Annotated in this window: 10 protein-coding genes; all 10 read right to left on the reverse strand. The window is 44.1% G+C overall.

What is annotated here, in order from left to right; genetic code table 11:
* Window positions 1–3: 3 nt before the first annotated feature.
* The 10 genes from FOF60_RS22335 to FOF60_RS22380 all read right to left on the reverse strand — a co-directional run bounded on the left by FOF60_RS22335 (window position 4) and on the right by FOF60_RS22380 (window position 16,590).
* Window positions 4–927, reverse strand: coding sequence for an ABC transporter permease (locus FOF60_RS22335; protein ID WP_192471058.1), 924 nt, complete (start codon window positions 925–927; stop codon window positions 4–6).
* Between the two features lie 183 nt (window positions 928–1,110).
* Window positions 1,111–1,737 carry a YesL family protein gene (locus tag FOF60_RS22340; RefSeq protein WP_192471007.1) on the reverse strand — a complete coding sequence of 209 codons (627 nt, stop codon included), beginning with the start codon at window positions 1,735–1,737 and terminating at the stop codon, window positions 1,111–1,113.
* 81 nt (window positions 1,738–1,818) lie between these two features.
* Window positions 1,819–4,125, reverse strand: a complete 2,307-nt coding sequence (locus tag FOF60_RS22345; protein ID WP_192471006.1) for a heparinase II/III domain-containing protein — start codon at window positions 4,123–4,125, stop codon at window positions 1,819–1,821.
* A gap of 46 nt (window positions 4,126–4,171) precedes the next feature.
* Window positions 4,172–5,596: an extracellular solute-binding protein gene (locus FOF60_RS22350; RefSeq protein ID WP_192471005.1), complete on the reverse strand. Its 1,425-nt coding sequence runs from the start codon at window positions 5,594–5,596 to the stop codon at window positions 4,172–4,174.
* A gap of 169 nt (window positions 5,597–5,765) precedes the next feature.
* Window positions 5,766–6,713, reverse strand: coding sequence for an alpha/beta hydrolase (locus tag FOF60_RS22355; RefSeq protein ID WP_264647612.1), 948 nt, complete (start codon window positions 6,711–6,713; stop codon window positions 5,766–5,768).
* A gap of 93 nt (window positions 6,714–6,806) precedes the next feature.
* A complete protein-coding gene (locus tag FOF60_RS22360; RefSeq protein ID WP_192471003.1) occupies window positions 6,807–8,636 on the reverse strand; it encodes a ligand-binding sensor domain-containing protein in 1,830 nt (609 codons plus the stop codon).
* 388 nt (window positions 8,637–9,024) lie between these two features.
* Window positions 9,025–10,302: an IS110 family RNA-guided transposase gene (locus FOF60_RS22365; RefSeq protein WP_264647613.1), complete on the reverse strand. Its 1,278-nt coding sequence runs from the start codon at window positions 10,300–10,302 to the stop codon at window positions 9,025–9,027.
* Window positions 10,303–10,559: 257 nt separating this feature from the next.
* Window positions 10,560–11,795 (reverse strand): DegT/DnrJ/EryC1/StrS family aminotransferase, encoded by a 1,236-nt coding sequence (locus tag FOF60_RS22370; protein ID WP_192471001.1) that lies wholly within the window; start codon window positions 11,793–11,795, stop codon window positions 10,560–10,562.
* Window positions 11,796–11,815: 20 nt separating this feature from the next.
* Window positions 11,816–13,504 (reverse strand): polysaccharide deacetylase family protein, encoded by a 1,689-nt coding sequence (locus tag FOF60_RS22375; RefSeq protein WP_192471000.1) that lies wholly within the window; start codon window positions 13,502–13,504, stop codon window positions 11,816–11,818.
* A gap of 254 nt (window positions 13,505–13,758) precedes the next feature.
* Window positions 13,759–16,590, reverse strand: coding sequence for an NHL repeat-containing protein (locus FOF60_RS22380; protein WP_192470999.1), 2,832 nt, complete (start codon window positions 16,588–16,590; stop codon window positions 13,759–13,761).
* Between the last annotated feature and the right edge of the window lie 216 nt (window positions 16,591–16,806).

Raw genomic sequence — 16,806 nt, forward strand, 5'->3', positions numbered from 1 at the left:
ACGTTAATATAGACCCTCTTCTCCAAAGCGTTTCGCCAATCGGTTCGCCATGACGACCAGTATGAGGCCGATTATGCCTTTGAATAATCCGACAGCGGTCGCAAAGCTATAGTTCGCTTGCTGGATCCCTTTAAAATAGACGAAGGTATCGAGGACGTTTCCGGACTCCATATTGAAGGGATTGAGCATCAGGAAGATTTGTTCAAAACCACTGTCCATTACATTCCCTAAACGCAGAATCAGCATGATGATGATCGTGCTCTTGAGAGCAGGCAGCGTAATGTGCCAGATTTGCCTCCACCGATTCGCCCCATCCATCACAGCCGCTTCATATAAATGCGGGCTTATCCCTGATAGCGCTGCCAAAAAGATGATCGTTCCCCAGCCAGATTCCTTCCAGATAATCTGGAGGACAATCAGCGGTTTAAACCAAGCTGGATCTGTTAAGAAAGGCAAAGCATTCATACCAAGAACATTAACGATAAAGCTATTAATCAACCCTTCACTCCTTAAAAAGATGACCGTAATACCTACTACGACAACCCAAGATAAGAAATGCGGCATGTAAACAACAGACTGTAAAAAACGTTTAAGCAGCTGGCTGCGCAACTCATTCAGCATCAGTGCAAGTACGATCGAAATTGGGAATGCGAAGATGATTTGCAGCATCGATATTTGCAACGTATTCCAGATGACCCGGACAACCTCTTTATCCTCAAATATCAGCTGGAAATACTTAAGCCCTACCCAAGGACTGTCGGCAAAGCCCCGAAATGGACTATAATCCTTAAAAGCTAGTAAAAGTCCAGCCATGGGAATATAGCGATAGATCAAGAAAAACAAAACACCTGGTAAGAGAAGCAGGATCAAATATCGGTCACGCCATAACTTCCTTTTGAATTTACTCCATCTTGTATCGGGTTTTATTTTATTGTGAAGGTCCGGGGAAGATTCATATTCAGGATTGTGCTTGACTTCCAATAACTAGCTCCCCTTTCTCGTATGTATTTTTCGCATGTGTACCCCACTTCTAATACATGTATATGACATGTATTTATAAAGTAACAATAATACAAATTTTAAGAAAATTCAATATATATTTTAAATCTTTTATTCGCGTGCTTTTTGATCCAGGAGCTCAAACAGCCTTAAAGAGAGACTCATTAATGGCAGGGCAATTAAACTTCCACCAAAAAAAGGCAATAGACCTGGAACTTTAATCATTAAATAGTATGGGAAATAAAACCCCAGGGCCATGAGTACAGAATAGATGGGGTTCGAAAGTGCAATTAAAATAGAGTTCCTGATATATTGGAACATCCGCAAATCATATTGGACATAGACAGGAAAAGCGAATAGCAGGGATGCAAGATAGAACACACCAAGGATAAAAAAGAAGAACGAGAAAAGAGTGCCCCATATAGACGGGATGCCGCGGAAAAACAGGAGATCTACATAGAGGATCACCCCGATGATAATCCATACATATCCATAAAGGTTGGCTTTAAAAAATTCACGCTTGTACTCCTCTGTAAAATGAAGGTACAAAGGCACCTCCATATCCCCATTTTGTCTCCATTTTCTGATGACAGCAAACATGGCAACAGTGGAGGGGAAAAACCCTGCAAGAACAGCGCCGATTAAAATCCCACCAAGCCAGAGCAAATTCAAGAAAGCCAGCTTCATAGCACAGTTTCCATATCGGTAAAGGCCACCCTTCCATCCTGTTAAGTCCATCGGTGTGTCACCCTTTCAAAAAATAACCAGATGTGTAAATAATCTGACTATTCCAATCTTACAATAGCTTCTCTCTTTTTACTAGACTGCTCTGAAAAATAGGTCCAAATAATAGATACCCGCTGACAATTCAAACTCCAGAACACCTTTTTCTGAATCCCAAAGAACCTGCTTTTCACTAGGAGGGTTACCGTTAAGCAAAATACAGTGAGGATTAGCCGCTAGAATATATACTTTCCCCTTCTGATGCTGCTCTATTTTCACTTTTGCAGATTCTTCATAAAAAGAGCCGGAAACATTTATGTTTTCACTAGAATGAACGAGGACGGTTTCATTCAATACTAATTCATTGCCACCAACAATCCCGAATTTGATAGGCGCTTTCTCATCATGAGCAAGCGCAATCCAGCCCTGTTCTGCTTTTATCTTCACTTGATTGTCTTTACTAGATTGATAAACAGTTGTTCTCTCCTCATTCACTAGCAGATAATCTGTTATGCCTAAGTCGGGATCTGTTACCTTCAAATCAAAAAACGGACCTGAACGGAATAATTCATAGCTTAGTTCATTCTTATTTTCTGACCCACAAGGCCTGATCAAGGTAACGAGGTTCTGAAACCTCTCACTTTCTTTGAGCCTAACCTGCAGACAAGCTCCATACTGCTCTGCTCCTGGATATCTGGTAACCACTTTTTCTGCATCGGAAGGATAACAAACCGAGATCTCTGCCACAGCTTTCTCACCGGTAAAGTGAAGAGTGTTTTGATTCAGTTGTTCTCCAGCTGCCAGAATCTCTCCCCCCGCGTGGATACTGGCAGGCGTATGGAACAAAAAGGATAGATCGCTCTCATTAACCGATTTTTCCACTTTATCGAACATCACAAAATAACGCTGATCAAGATGAATGATTTTCCGTTCCCAGCCAATTATCTCAGGACCATAGGCTCCGCTTGCGTCCCCAATGATGTAAGAAAACCCTTCTGAAGTATAGTAATCTACAAATCTGCTTCGGCCCCTGTACATTTGCCCCTTGCCATCGACAAGCATACTATTATGTCCAACTGTTCCCAGCGTGAATTCCCTTCTTGGTCCCTCAACATAATCCTGATAGCCAGGATTCGTAATCAACCATTCGCCCGCAGTATGCAAAACGAAATTATTCTGATCGAAATGGTTATGATCTTTTCCGGATTCACTCGAATTAAAAGCAAGCAGATGATCCCCTTCCTGCCAGCCGCTTCTTAGTGACGCCCAGCCGATAACTGGAAACACCTTCGAGTTTTGCTTGTAAAATTGGCCAGGTTCCACAGGGGCTGGTATCTTTTTAAAGTCCAGCAATAAATCCAGCTTCTTCTCTGGAAATCGGTGGATAAACCAGCTTGCAACAGGATGATTCCGATTCGATGCAAGCACAGCCATCGAATACAAAATATCCAGCTTATAAAATGAATCCGAAAAATTAACGAAGCTGGCATTCGCACCCGTGCCTAACATGTACATAAAAACATCAGGAAGAAAGCTGAAGTATTCATGGTTGATCAACTCATCGCGTGAAGCAGACCGCTGCAGGATGTCAGCAGCCATTAACAAATGGCGTGCCGCAACATTCAGATATAATAAGCCTTCTATTTCTGGATCCTTCAATCGGTTATCCAAATAAGTGCTGATGTACTCAAATGAATTTTCCAGGAAAAGCTTGACCCGATCCGTGTATATCGGGACATCCAGTATCGCCAGTGCGCCAACGAACATTGAAACTCGCTTGGATGCAATGATATTATGGCTGTCCTGGTTATCGAAATCGATCTCCAGCGGTTGAAGTCCCTTTGAAAAAATCGCCTCTTCAATCGTCTCTTTTTCCTGAGCCGATAATGTGTTGAATACCGCATCATAGCCAATTGCCACTCCTAACAGGAAATGCGCATTGCTTAAATTGCCCTCGGCTCCACGATGCGGGAATTCATACCATTTTGAAAAAGAAGATAGAGACAGCAAATATTCTTTTATCATTGAAGAGTAACGGACATCCCCTGTCATTCCATAAGCAAAGCTCAGTACCTTAATCCGCTCCTCTATTGCTCTGGAATACATCGTCCAGAACGGATAATCCACATAGCCAGGAGGGTCGCCTACAGGATCAAGCTCAACAAGTGGCAGTGTGATGTCGAGTACAACATCACAGCTTGGATACGCCACCTTGAAATCATTCTCAGCGAGATATTTCTCTGCTTGCTGCTGGACTTCCTCCCAGATTTCGCCGAAAGAGATAGCGCTGGCACCGGCAGCGTCATCCACACTTACCCGGGATTTGATTTCTTTTATCTCCCGAGCATTGAACAAAATTCTTGGATGAGGCTTTAAGTCTTTAAGAAACTGGATTGTATCCATTTTAAACAACAAATCCTTTCCGGCTATAGAGCTTATCAAAGAAAAGCTAAGAAACGATGACTCCTTTGTTTAGCATGTCATCAATCCTTTTGCAGCTGACTTCTGCTTTTTCCATATTGGCCCATAACAAATGAAGCTCACTTTCAATCAATTCCAGTTCCTTAATTGTCACATTGAGATCCTTTACGGTCACAGCATGGGGCATAATGTCCTTGAAGGCATTGTAATGTGGCGGATGCACCCCTGGCTGGAGCAAGTAATTGTCTTCAGCCACGAAACGCAGGACTGGAATCGTACAGCCATTCTGTTTGACCATCGTTTGCGCCTCTGTACTGACCATATAGCTAACCAGTGCCTGGGCTGCTTCCTTCACCTGACTGTCTGCATTGATTCCCAGCGCTCCGCCAAGCAGCAATGTAGCGGGTACTGACTTCTTCGGTGGAGGGAGGATATCCCATTTAATTTTGTGATCCCTGAACTCATTCATAAAATAATAGGTTGTTAAAATCATAGCTGCACGTTCACGCATGAAAAGATTTTCAGCAAGGACATTGCTCCCATGTGAAAAAATAGGCGAAACTTGATGTTTATACATCAGGTCCACACAAAAATCGAGCGCTTCGATGTTTTCTTTGCTGTTCATTCGTGACTTTGAACGGTCATCTGACATGAATCGCCCATTGTTTTGCAAAAGGAAAACTGGCCAGCGGTTTGTCAATGATGAGAAACAAAATCCGTATTGATCGATTAATTGGTTACCATCAGTATCTTTTGTATTGCGGCGGGCAATATCCAGCAAGTCGTCCCATGTTTCCATCTTCACTTTTTCAGGAATTCCCGCTTTTTCAAACATCTTTTGGTTGTAGCAAATCATAACCGGAGAAAATACGAATGGTGTGACGAGCAGTTTCTGTTGATAAGTGAACATTTCAAAAACCTTGTCATAGCTATCCTTTTCTGGATTGATATTTTCAGGTAAAAATGGCTCAATGACGCCCAATTGCTCCGTCTCAGCCATCTGCCGGAAATGGTAATCGGATACAACGAACACATCTGGACCGTTGCCTGCTCCGATTGACTCCGTCAAATTATACACATATTGACTGTTAGGCAGGATTTGAAGGTTTACCTTGATATAAGGATTCAACTGTTCGAACCGTTTAATGATTAGTTCTACTATTTCAATTTCATAAGAATCCGAAAACCAGCCAAGATTAATGGTTTGCTTCTGGGTATCGTGTGGAATCGTAACCCTGTTTCCTTTTCCAGGTATCTTCTCAATCAGGCCTTCCTCCACCAACTGTGCCAGTGCCTTCCTAATGGAAACACGACTTAAATCATATTCTTTGCTTAATGTATTTTCGGGAAGGATGAATTCACCAGGACGAATTCTCCCTGAGATAATCTCTTCTTTGAGGTCGCGGATGAACTTATTGTACCGATCCTCAAAATCACTTTTTCTTTTCAGCATTCACAGACAGCTCCCATACAGCTTAATAACCCTAATTTTAATAGAGTTATCGAAGTTTTGCAAAAATGATTTTCACTCTCTCAGCACGTATCCGCAGACAGCCAGCGATCAAGAAAAGAATACGATAGCTCCCTGATTTCAGGCGGGAAATCATGTCCAGAATTTCCAATCAAGGAAGTGAATTTCCCTTCCTCTCCCAGCCATTCATATAAAGTATGCAAGTCTGCGAGACCCTCTGCTGCCGACTTCCAATGAGGGAAGATCCGATCATTTTGGCCATCCACATAAATAACGGTGTCGACGCAGCCAGCGCGGCAATCTCATTAAATTCAAATGGTGTTTTCCCTTGAGCTATATCGTCACTAAGCTTCGGGATATGGGAAAACCACTCTCTCCTGCCCCAACGATGAGTTTCAGGATCATCAGCCAAAGGAGAGAAGCCGCAGCTGCAGACCACTGCCTTGACTCTTTGATCAGCACCTGCAAGAAAATAAGCATTATAGCCTCCTAGCGAATGGCCGATTACACCAATTCTCTCTGGATCCACCAATTTAAAGGCTTGGAGCAGGCTTATACCTTGCTGATGGTCAATTATCATTTTTGCGACAGCAGACCATTCGGGATGCTTTTGATAAAAAGAGGCAGTATGGAAAGGCTTGTCATCATCCAGAATTCTCTCTCCAGCCGTGACCGTATCAGGTGCGAGCACCACATAACCCCTTTTCACAAGCTCCAGGCCGTATTGGCGGTTCATTCTTCCTGTGGACAAACTGATGTCGTCCTTTCCAGTCTCACTCGTAGGGTGTAGTGCAAGTATTGCAGGAAAGGCCTTTTCTGAAAAACCTCTGCCGGAAAATAGCATCACCTGTACTTCTTCATCATTGGTTATATGAGCGTCATGAAGCTTTGGGATTAGCAAATTAGCCGTTACCCAATCATCGTAAACTGAAGAATAGCGAATTTTGATAAGATAATGGTCTTCATTGGCCGCCCAAGAATCGATTGTCATACTCATATCGACAAGCCGTGGAAGGCCTCCGATACAACTTAGCCATTTGCGCTGAATCGATTCCCTCTTCCTGTTCCAGTCATCACGCGATCGTACCCCCTCCAGCAAGGGCGGAATCCCCTTTGCAGAGAGTGACCTTAAAGAATACAAAATCTTCACCTCAATCCTATGTTCATCCTCAATAGAATTTATATAGGTAACTCAGTCAGCTTTTATACTGTATAGATGGCTTCCGCCTCCGTAAAACACCCTCCCATTATGCAGGATCACTCCGCTTGACGCCTCCTCAGGGAGAGTGTGGACAACAATAGGGTCATTAAAGCTCCCTCCATCAATTTCAACTGAAACCAATGTGTTTGTTAATAGAATCAGGAGTTTACGAGAATCTTGATCATAAACAAAGGCATTGCGGACGACACTTCCCCATCGTGACAAGTCTTTTCTGTAGTGCACTTCATGGGTCAATGGATTGCATACAAAGTAAAGGCACTTGTCTGTCAGGCAGTGTGCCCGATCAAACGGATCGATATAGATTTGGGCAATTTCCCCCGTTCCTTTTACTGGGATAAAAATATCTGCAATCCTCTGATTCTGCCAATTCAGCAAAAACAGCCGGGCATCTTTCTCAGCGGAATTCGCTCCTCCCGGTGTATCAATGCTTGTTCCGCCAAGGATCAACCCCGAGCTTAGTTCTCCGAGACTTACCGTGCTTTGGTTCGGAACAACCTGATTATGGGACAGAACTGTATTTTGTTCGGTAACGGTATTGTAGATGCCCAGACCGCCGCCAACCATTCCATAACCGGGGAAGCCTCCCCAAATAATATGTTTTCCGTCGTTAACAGCAAAGGAACAGCGCGGACGATGAATCTCCTCTGTCTGCAAGATCAGCCTAGGGTTATTCCCTTTAATAAATGGTTTTTCCGTATCAATGGTGTACAGCTTACCGCCTGCATAAGCTGCTCCAACGAGGAGCCTGCCTTGTGCTGCATAAGCTGCGATATTTCCACCACCACCATGCTCCATCACCTCACCGCCAAAATTCGTTAACTGATTATTTGAAAAATCATATCTAAATAACTGGAGCGGATGCATGGACGTCCCATATAAATGGCCATCAGGACCTTGGACCAGCGTGGACAGGCTTGCCCCATCAGATTGATAGCTGAACTCTATCCGTCTTAAGGCACCTGTTTCTTTATGCACTAAATCAACATAGCCCTCTGAAAGGCTGTAAGCAGGCACTTCATACACTGACTCCATACTTTGGTGCACTTTTTTAAAGCCAGTACCTGAAAAACGTGAAGGTCCCAGAACACGCACGCCACATTCCTTCACCCTTCCATCGAAAAATCCCATCCAACGTGAAGACTTGTTTACCTCTTTTAGATCAGTGGCTTCCCAATGGCCATAAACCTCACCATCTGTACCTAAATAGACATATCCCGCTCCCTTTTCCCGCTCGATCTCAGGAACAAGGTTCCTTCTTTCTCCACTTTCAGGATGGAAGGCAACAAGATTCTTATGCTCTGTTCCAATTCCGATATAAACCCAGCCGCTGTAATCAACCGCTGCGCTTCCTGGGTATTTTTCCATCGCATCCATTGAGCCGTAATCCAGCACTTCTTGCCTTTTGGGACAATACCTGAGCAGGTGACAATGTGGATAAGAAGTGAAATAAATATAGCCAGCCTTATCCTCGGCAAAGCTGAAGCCGACAATTTCTTCCCCATTATCAATAACTGTATGAAAGATGAATTCCTCCAAAAAGGGATCAAGGACGAGCAGCATTTGGCCGGCCCCTGTGTAAAACAATCCATTGCTGCTGAAAGAAGAAAATGGATACTCCTTATTGCCGTCGGGAAAAAAAACTTGTTTTGCAGTCCCGGTATCAGGATTAATGATGAGCACAAACCCTTTGGCAGCAATAACCAACCTTGTTTCATCCTCTCTAGAACAAAAAGCAGCGGTCCGTTCCTCATCAGCCTGTACCGGAATCCCGTGGTCAATAAAACCCTCTTGCACTTCCATCTCCATTCCTCCCTCTATAAATGTTGATTTATCAACGGTTTGACCCGTTGATGGGGTGTCAAAAAAATATTTTTCGACACGCTTCCTAACAATATCTTTAAATTATGTGAAACTATTCCATTACATGGGTGCGCTACGCGGTCACTACTGGATAATGATGGAAAGTAGTGTAGGAATTTATGCGATGCACAATGGATCTCTGCGTAGCTTATGATGACGTACCCTCCCATGTCTCTGGGCATCTAAGTGCCTACATTCCTTCGTTCGGTCTAGTCATAAGGCAGAGGCTAGCGAAGCTCCTTTAGGGACTCAAGGTCGAATGGAAAAAATAGTGCCAGCTTCTCCGTGTCATCCAGTTGTCTAGGTCCAATTAAGGGGATGTAGGGATTTATGCAGCCTCTGCGAGACTAGGAATATCCCTCATCATTCGCTTTGCGTCAAACGCTTTGTGTTTTGTGCTAATTCCGTGTAAAACTTTTAATAGCTTCCCGCATAGAACCACGATGGATTGCTTCTTGCGTAAAGGATTAACCTGACGGTTTGTGTAGTACTCGTGTAGTTTCTTAAATGCTTCATTGTGTCGAATCATTGGCATCATCACTCGGAAAAGGAGGGCCCGCAGCTTTCTTCTGCCCCGTTTGGAGATGCGTTTTTGTCCTTTATGCAGGCCGGAAGAGTTTTCACGTAACGTTAGTCCCGCTAGTTTGATTAGTTGGCGTGGATCTTCGTAGTGTGAAAAGCTGCCGATTTCCGCTAATAGATCGACAATCGTTGTATCTCCAAGTCCTGGAACCGTTGATAGCCATTCGTATTCTACAGTCGTTTTTACAAGCTCAACCAAGTGTTGAGTAATGTTTTCGATATCTTTTTCTAGTTGATGGAAACGACGGACGAGTGTGGCGATCTCAATACGGGCCATCTCACGTCCTTCTGTTATTCCAATAGAGTTGGCTGCGACTTCCATAAGGCGCAACGCTTTCGGTCTTTGTGGGGATTTAAGCCCCTCAGCCTTCCGATAAAGGGTTAAAATTTCATCGGGCTGTTTCTCGTGAAGGTCACTCGGAAATGGGGTATATTCAAGTACCGCCATGGCCATCTTTCCAAAAGTCGGAAAAACCTGAACGAACTCTGGAAAATAGCGATCCAGCCAGCGAATAATCATGTTCTTGACAGCACCCAATTCATCTGTCAATTTACTTCTAAACGTTGACCCAACGCGAAGTTCGGCCTCCAATCCTTTCAAGATGCGAGGATAACTGAACCGTCCGTCTTTCAACAGTCGAGCGATCACTAGTGCATCTTTACGGTCATGTTTGGTTGGTAAGTTGTCATCCAGCTCTTTAGATCGCCTTACATGCATCGGATTGACCATCGCCAGGGGAATGCCCCTTTCCTCAAGGAAATAGGCTATATTGAGCCAGTAATGGCCTGTTGGTTCAATCCCGATGAGGACCTCTGTTTTTCCGTTCTCTCTCATGGCAGCGAGAACACGCTGATAGAAAAGCTCGAATCCACCTCCAGATTGAGTAACAGAGAAAGATTTTTGGAGCACTCGTCCTCGATCGTCCACAAAGCAGGCATAGTGTGTCAGCTTCGCAATGTCGATACCGACTACAAGTGTTTTTTCGGTGACTTGATTTATTTTCTGATTTTGTTTAAAATCCATGTTGGAGTCCTCCTTGGTTACCTAAGTTAGGGGTCAATTCGGTGCACGATTTGACACCCCGTATCATACCAAGAGGGCTCTTTTTTGTTCAAGTCCCCGAAAATCCTCTTAACAGGAATGCTCCTTTCAACTATCAATATATAAATCCAGGGTATAGAACTTTTTTGCAGCAACCCTTTTCTGCGGTCCATCTGATCTGGAGCAGAAGTCTACTTTGTCGTACAGCAACGGTTCTTTTAATAGCCCCCCTATCACCATCACCTTGCATAATAAGCAGCTACCTTACTTACAGCACTGATCATTTCTTCAATATCCTGATTAGAATAAAACTCATTCAAGTTTAGGCGAACAGCAGTATTAAGGATTTGTTCGGCGTTAGGACAGCTGCCCGGTGAATAATCATATGTTCCCTGGTCGAACGGATAGTGGCTATTCTTATAGGCTTGCCTTTCCTGAAATAACGACTGCGCATAGAGAACCTTTGGGATATAACCAGCCTGGTTAGGAATCCCTTCCGCTGTGAGTGCATCAGAGAATTCTGCTCGTGTGCAGCTCAGTTCGTCTAAATTAAGCGTTAGCATGTAAAACCAATAGCTGCACCATCCCCCGTCAGTTATTTTCATCGGTATGATGCCTTTCAGGCCTGTTAGACCTTCATTCAGTCTTTCACCGAACTCGTTCCTTCTCGTGCAGATCCATTCAAGCTTCTGGAGCTGTGCAATTCCTACGGCTCCCTGTAGTTCTGTCATACGGTAATTCGGTGCCAGGTACTCTAAATCCTTCGTGACTGAATTCCCATGTCGGTGATAGTTCTTATCCGCAAACGCATGCGTGGTAAAATAATCTGCTTCATTCCCTGAGTTGACCGTGACAATGCCGCCATCCCCGGTAGAAATATGCTTAAAATCATTGGTGCTGAAACAGCCGTAGTCACCAATTGTCCCTGTTAAACGTCCCTTATAAGTCGTGAGGTAGCTCTGGGCACAATCCTCAATCACCTTGAGGTTATGTTTTCGTGCCAGCTCCATGATAGAATCCATATCACACGGATTTCCGGCAAGATGGACAACCAGAATCGCCTTCGTTTTCGCCGTAATCTTCTTTTCTATGTTTTCTGCTGTCATGTTATAGCTGTGCGGATCGAGATCGGCGAACACTGGAACCGCATTTTGATAGAGGATTCCGATAACCGTCCCCTGATCTGTAATCGGGCTCGTGATCACCTCGTCACCTGCAGTAACGCCAGCAGCGCCGAGAGCTACATGCAGGGCCGCAGTGCCTGACGAAGTCGCAACACTATATCTCACCTGATACATATCGTTAAAAACAGCTAGGAACTTTTTTACTTTTCCCCCGAAGTGGTAAAACAGGGTATTTTGCTCAAGAGCCTCAAGCAACTCTCTCGCTTCTTCAAGCCCGAACCGCTTTCCTGTCCCAAAAGCGGTCTTTTTCACACTTTCGCCGCCATGTATGGCTAACCGAGTATGACTCATGCTCCTTCCCTCCCCTCTTCCTAGACGATATTCGATACTGTCTTGACCTTACGGCATTGGAATCCGAACCTTTTCACTGTTTCTTCATCATCGGAGCACTGATTAGCTGCCAACGGAACAAGCAGGACAAAGTCGTCCCGGCCGATAACACCGTCAATTTTAATTTCACCAGAGACCCCTTCAATTACCACCTTTCTCCGTGCTCGTTCCCATTGATTGACTTGCTTCGATGTCCAGAAGGTGAATTCTTGATCCCTGGCCGTCCGAATCACTTCAATGATCGCTTCCCTTACCTTAGGCTGGTTGTAGATATGATATTGATGGAACAAAAAGTGGGCCAAGCCATTCACCCTTTTAACACCATCCAGAAATGGCTGTATTACACTTGAGTCAGCAAGAGTATTGTGGTTTAAATCCTGAGTCAGAAAGCCCATTTCGAGGACATCATAATGGCGGTTTTTTTCATCGGCCCAGGCAACCGGAAAATAAGGGTGGCAGGTACCAAATAAAAATCCGATATTCCCCTTCTTGCTCGGACCTCTTGTCTGATCCGTTTCGATTCCATACTTTTCGCACCAGGAAAATAGCTCCCCCCAGCCTTCAAAAAGTGTGTAATGGTTTTTATTCGAAGTGAAATGATTCAGTCCTGTCACCTTTTTGAGCCACTCAAGCTGGTCGGAAAAGGCTTTTTCTGACCAGACACCAGCGTCTTGATGGAGCGCATTATAATGTAACGCAAGCTCATGTCCATCAGCTTTGATTTTTTCATAGATTGGTGGATTGTATCCCGGCGCAATCATGCACCAAGTCGTTTGGACATCTTCCGCTTTCAGCGTTTCTAATGTCAGAAGGGCCGATTCATCTACGTTCAAATCACTGTCATGCGAAATCATCGCTACATGCTTCACATCATCAGGCCAGTAATCTATAAAAGGAACCGTCAGTGATTTTTCCGCGGCACAGGCAAAAAGATGCCCGACAATCGCTTCCTTCCACAGATCAGCATACGGATGTGCGAAGTATGGCATGCCTGTTTCCGTATGGGAGCGGTCCATTTCCCAGTCCAATTCAAATCCATCATCCGCTTTTAAAAGGTTTTCATCCAGGTTCGCCGTCCCATCCGGAGCCGGGATGCCATCCTTAGTAACAGGCCGGGTCCCTTGCTGCAGGCCGACAATGGTTCGCGGCACATTAATGGACCATCGCTGGATCGTGCCATTTCCATATGCAATCTGCTGCAGAACAGGAACAGCACTATCAGCAGCTGCATTCGTTTTACTCATAGAACCTTTTTCTTTAACTTTCAGCAGACCAGCCCCTGGATTCCATGGGTCAGCAGCAAGATACCTTAACGGTGGCAGGTCCTGGGATAGAACATTTGATAAAAAGGCGTATCCTTTCTGATCCACGGCAATGGAATCAAAGCCAAGAATCTCTTGCAACCCTTCCAATCCACAATAAGATATCAGCGTGCCACCAGTGCTTACATATTCAAGCAGATCCTCATCTGATTCCATTCGCTTGCTTTCGAGGACAGCTATTACGATATCAAATGATTCTAGAACATCATTAGCTCCTATCTTTTTATAAGGGATCCTGAGATGCTCGAACACTTCGAAAAGAAATACCTCGAATACATTTTGACCTGAAGCCCACCGCTTCTCGGCTTCTTCCTGGTCAAAATACAACCCGATTTTCGCCATATTCATTTTTCTTCCACCAACCTTTATATATACATGTATTTAACATGTATTTTACTTTCCTTTATAGTATTATAACTCCCCTGCATTTTCAATGAATTATTTGATAATTTGAAAAATAATAAGAGGGAAAAGTCTAACCGTTTATTTAGGGCGATTAATTCTCTTCACATCCGGCCATTAATATTGAGCTTTTTCTCAGCAAAAAAATAAAACCCGGAAATGAGTAAATCTCATTCCCAGGTCTAACTACAGACTTTTACCTACTTATTCCCGCCAGCGTTATTAATCCATATCGAAACAGACTGTGTTTCGACTGTAACGCCATTCAGCTTCACATTGGCGGAAACTTCTACTCTGCCACTTTTCAGCGCCGTCATAATGCCATTCTCAACAAAAAGCATTTTTGGTTTATCAATCTTGTATTCTACGACTGCCCCTTCAAGGTCAAGTGTACTTCTTTGCTTTTCCAGAAGGCCTTTGATTTTAATAGTCTGACTGTCGCCAACTGTAAGCTTTTGGTCTTCGACGAGCAACTGCGCGCCTGTGAGATTCACTAGCAGAGCTTCATCAACATACTTATAAAGTCTATTTCCGCTAGATAAATAGAAAGCTCCAAAGTCATCCTGAGCCAGATGGTCGACACTGCCGGCAATGAATTCGAATGTCCCTGTTTCCAGCTCGAATTTGAAAAACTTATGGCCGATGATGCCATAAATATTTCCGTCTGTTCCAACTTCAAGGGTAGCGTTGCGCCAGTTGCTCGATGCGAGCGGGTCAATTTCATGCTCCCCAATGACCTCATTAGTTTCAGGGTTCAGCGTAAACAGAACTCCATCAGCCATTCCCCAGATATTCCCGTCTGGTCCAACAGTTAAAGCCGTCAAAGCACGCTTCCCTGCTACAGGGACCAATTCAGCTGTTTTCTCCCTCTTTTCTACATCCCATACAAACAGTTTGGATTCAGTTGTTGTCGGTATTGAACCCTGTCCGCCTGCTACAGTCGTACCTCCGTAAACCTTACCATCCTTATAAACCAATGAAATGATACTTTGGTCAGGCATCAGGTTCCAATGCACTTCAGGATCCTTCCCTGTGCCTGGCTCGTAAATCGTGAAGGCACCGCCAAGATTTCCATTCTTAGGCACCGTTCCAATGAACAGTTGATTATACTCTTCAACACCCAGCATCGCAAATGCTCTATCCTGTGGAGTATAGCCCGGGATATCCGTATTTTTCTCGAGGCTGAATAGTAAGTTTGGATTCAGCGCATTGGAATCGGTCCGGTTCCACGCCTTGAAAGGGTCGAACTCATACATTTTCGCATTTGGATAGATGCCTAAGTACATCTTTCCGTTCAGGTTGGCCATCCCTTCACTTTGACTGATGCCATCAAAACGGATGTTTTCTCCTGTTGTCGGAACATAGGCCCCCATATTTCCTGGCAGGTAGCCTGTACTGTAAATTTTTCCGTCCGGACCTTTAGATAAATCGTGAATCAACGCAGGCTCTGAAGGCAAAACCAAATCGGTCAGCTTCAGATTTCCAGTCTCAAGATTATACTTATACATCTTCCCACCATTACCAGATAGTCCGACAAGCGAATAGCCTGGGAAGCCTTCCTCATTCAGCTCAAGGAACTTATAGCTGATTGCACTTCCTTTAATATCAACATTCAAAGACTTGAATGTATTTGTATCCAAATCATACTCGTACAGGATTCCATAATGGGTAAAATACACCTTGTTAGCTACCGGTGATTTGCCTGAAATCCCACGTGATGATTCAGGAATATCAAATGTTTTCTCGCCTGTATCTCCATTCGTCGCTTCCACCAGTTCACCAGTCGCAGTATCGAGAACAAACATTTCAAAGGCTGATTCCTTCTGGGCAAACAGTTTTCCCTCGACCAATCCCATATCATAAACAGAAATAATATCTGAATACTTAGGCGGAAGGATATTGCGCTTTTCGCCTGTAGAGATGTTATACTCAATCAGATGCGCTTTACTGCCTACACCAGCGTAAATTTTGTTGTTCTCTTCATCATAGACTGTGCTTCTCACCCAGCTTTGGCCGTCTGCCATCCTGCCGAAGTCCGTGAATTCATTAGTGGCTGGATCATACTGGTATACGCTGCCGGAGCTATAAGCACCGCCGTAAATCTTTCCGTCACTGGCGATATCCATTGGGTACAGGACAGCATCGCTTGAGGATACTGGATGTCCTAAATTCACTAACTCATCTGATTCTGGAAGATAACGATAAAGATAACCTTTATTGTAGCCTCCTAAGTATACGGTACCGTCGGCAGCCACCTTGATTCCCCAAGCTCCCGAAGTATCCTCAAGCGGATAACTCTTGATCAAAGTCTCCGTTTCAACATCAACAATGGCAAATTTCGCTGGCGCTCCCGCCACTACTGTATAGATGACATCACGGCCGTTTGCGTCCTTTCCGATGTCCCCGAGCATGACGGTCGTTTTTGAGACCTGGATTCCTAAATCCTCGCCGACTTCTTGAATTGACTGTATTGGTTCAATCTCCATTAACATTGCATCATCATAATAGAAGGTACCTTTATTTCCTTTCCCTGAGTAAAATAATACCGCGGCAGAAGCAGCATTCTTTGGGGCAACAGCATTTACCCGGATGTCAATCCAATCGCTGACCGGGCCTGGGACAGATTTATTCAGACCGGTAATGTACTTACCATCTCCGTCGAAGAAACGAATATAAATTTCACCTGCACCAGCCGTGCTCTTCATCTTGGCTGAAGCAATATACTCCCAGCCAGGATTGACGGGAACATTGTCACTAATGATTCCAATATTTTTACTGTCCGTATCGATAAGCTCCAGGCTTTGCTTCCCAGAAGCGTGTTCATGATTTGCAATCGCAATGCCCCCTGTCCCAAAATTCTGTGTCCATCCAGGGATCATCCCGTTCACCACATTTTCTTCAAAGCCAGGATTCAATAAAGGAATATACTTAGCAGCCCCTTCAGCATTAGTTTCCTGATGAAGCCAAGGCAGCACTAGCTGCAGCATCAAAACACTGCACACAAAGACGATAAATCTGGTCATCTTCTTCATAATTTCCTCCTCAAGAAATCTATTTTTCTTAAAAAAATCTAAACTCACACCTCCCTTTTGGATAGCAAAAGTATTAAAATACATGTATATTACTTGTATTCAATTTAAAAATAGTACTTATTATCAGAAAAATCAATAAATTATTAAAGCGTTTTCAAAGAACAGGACTTTCGCCCTACGCGAAGCACGGGGACGGTTCTCGCGTTCGTGAAACAC

It is taken from the genome of Mesobacillus jeotgali (assembly GCF_014856545.2).
GTDB lineage: Bacteria > Bacillota > Bacilli > Bacillales > Cytobacillaceae > Mesobacillus.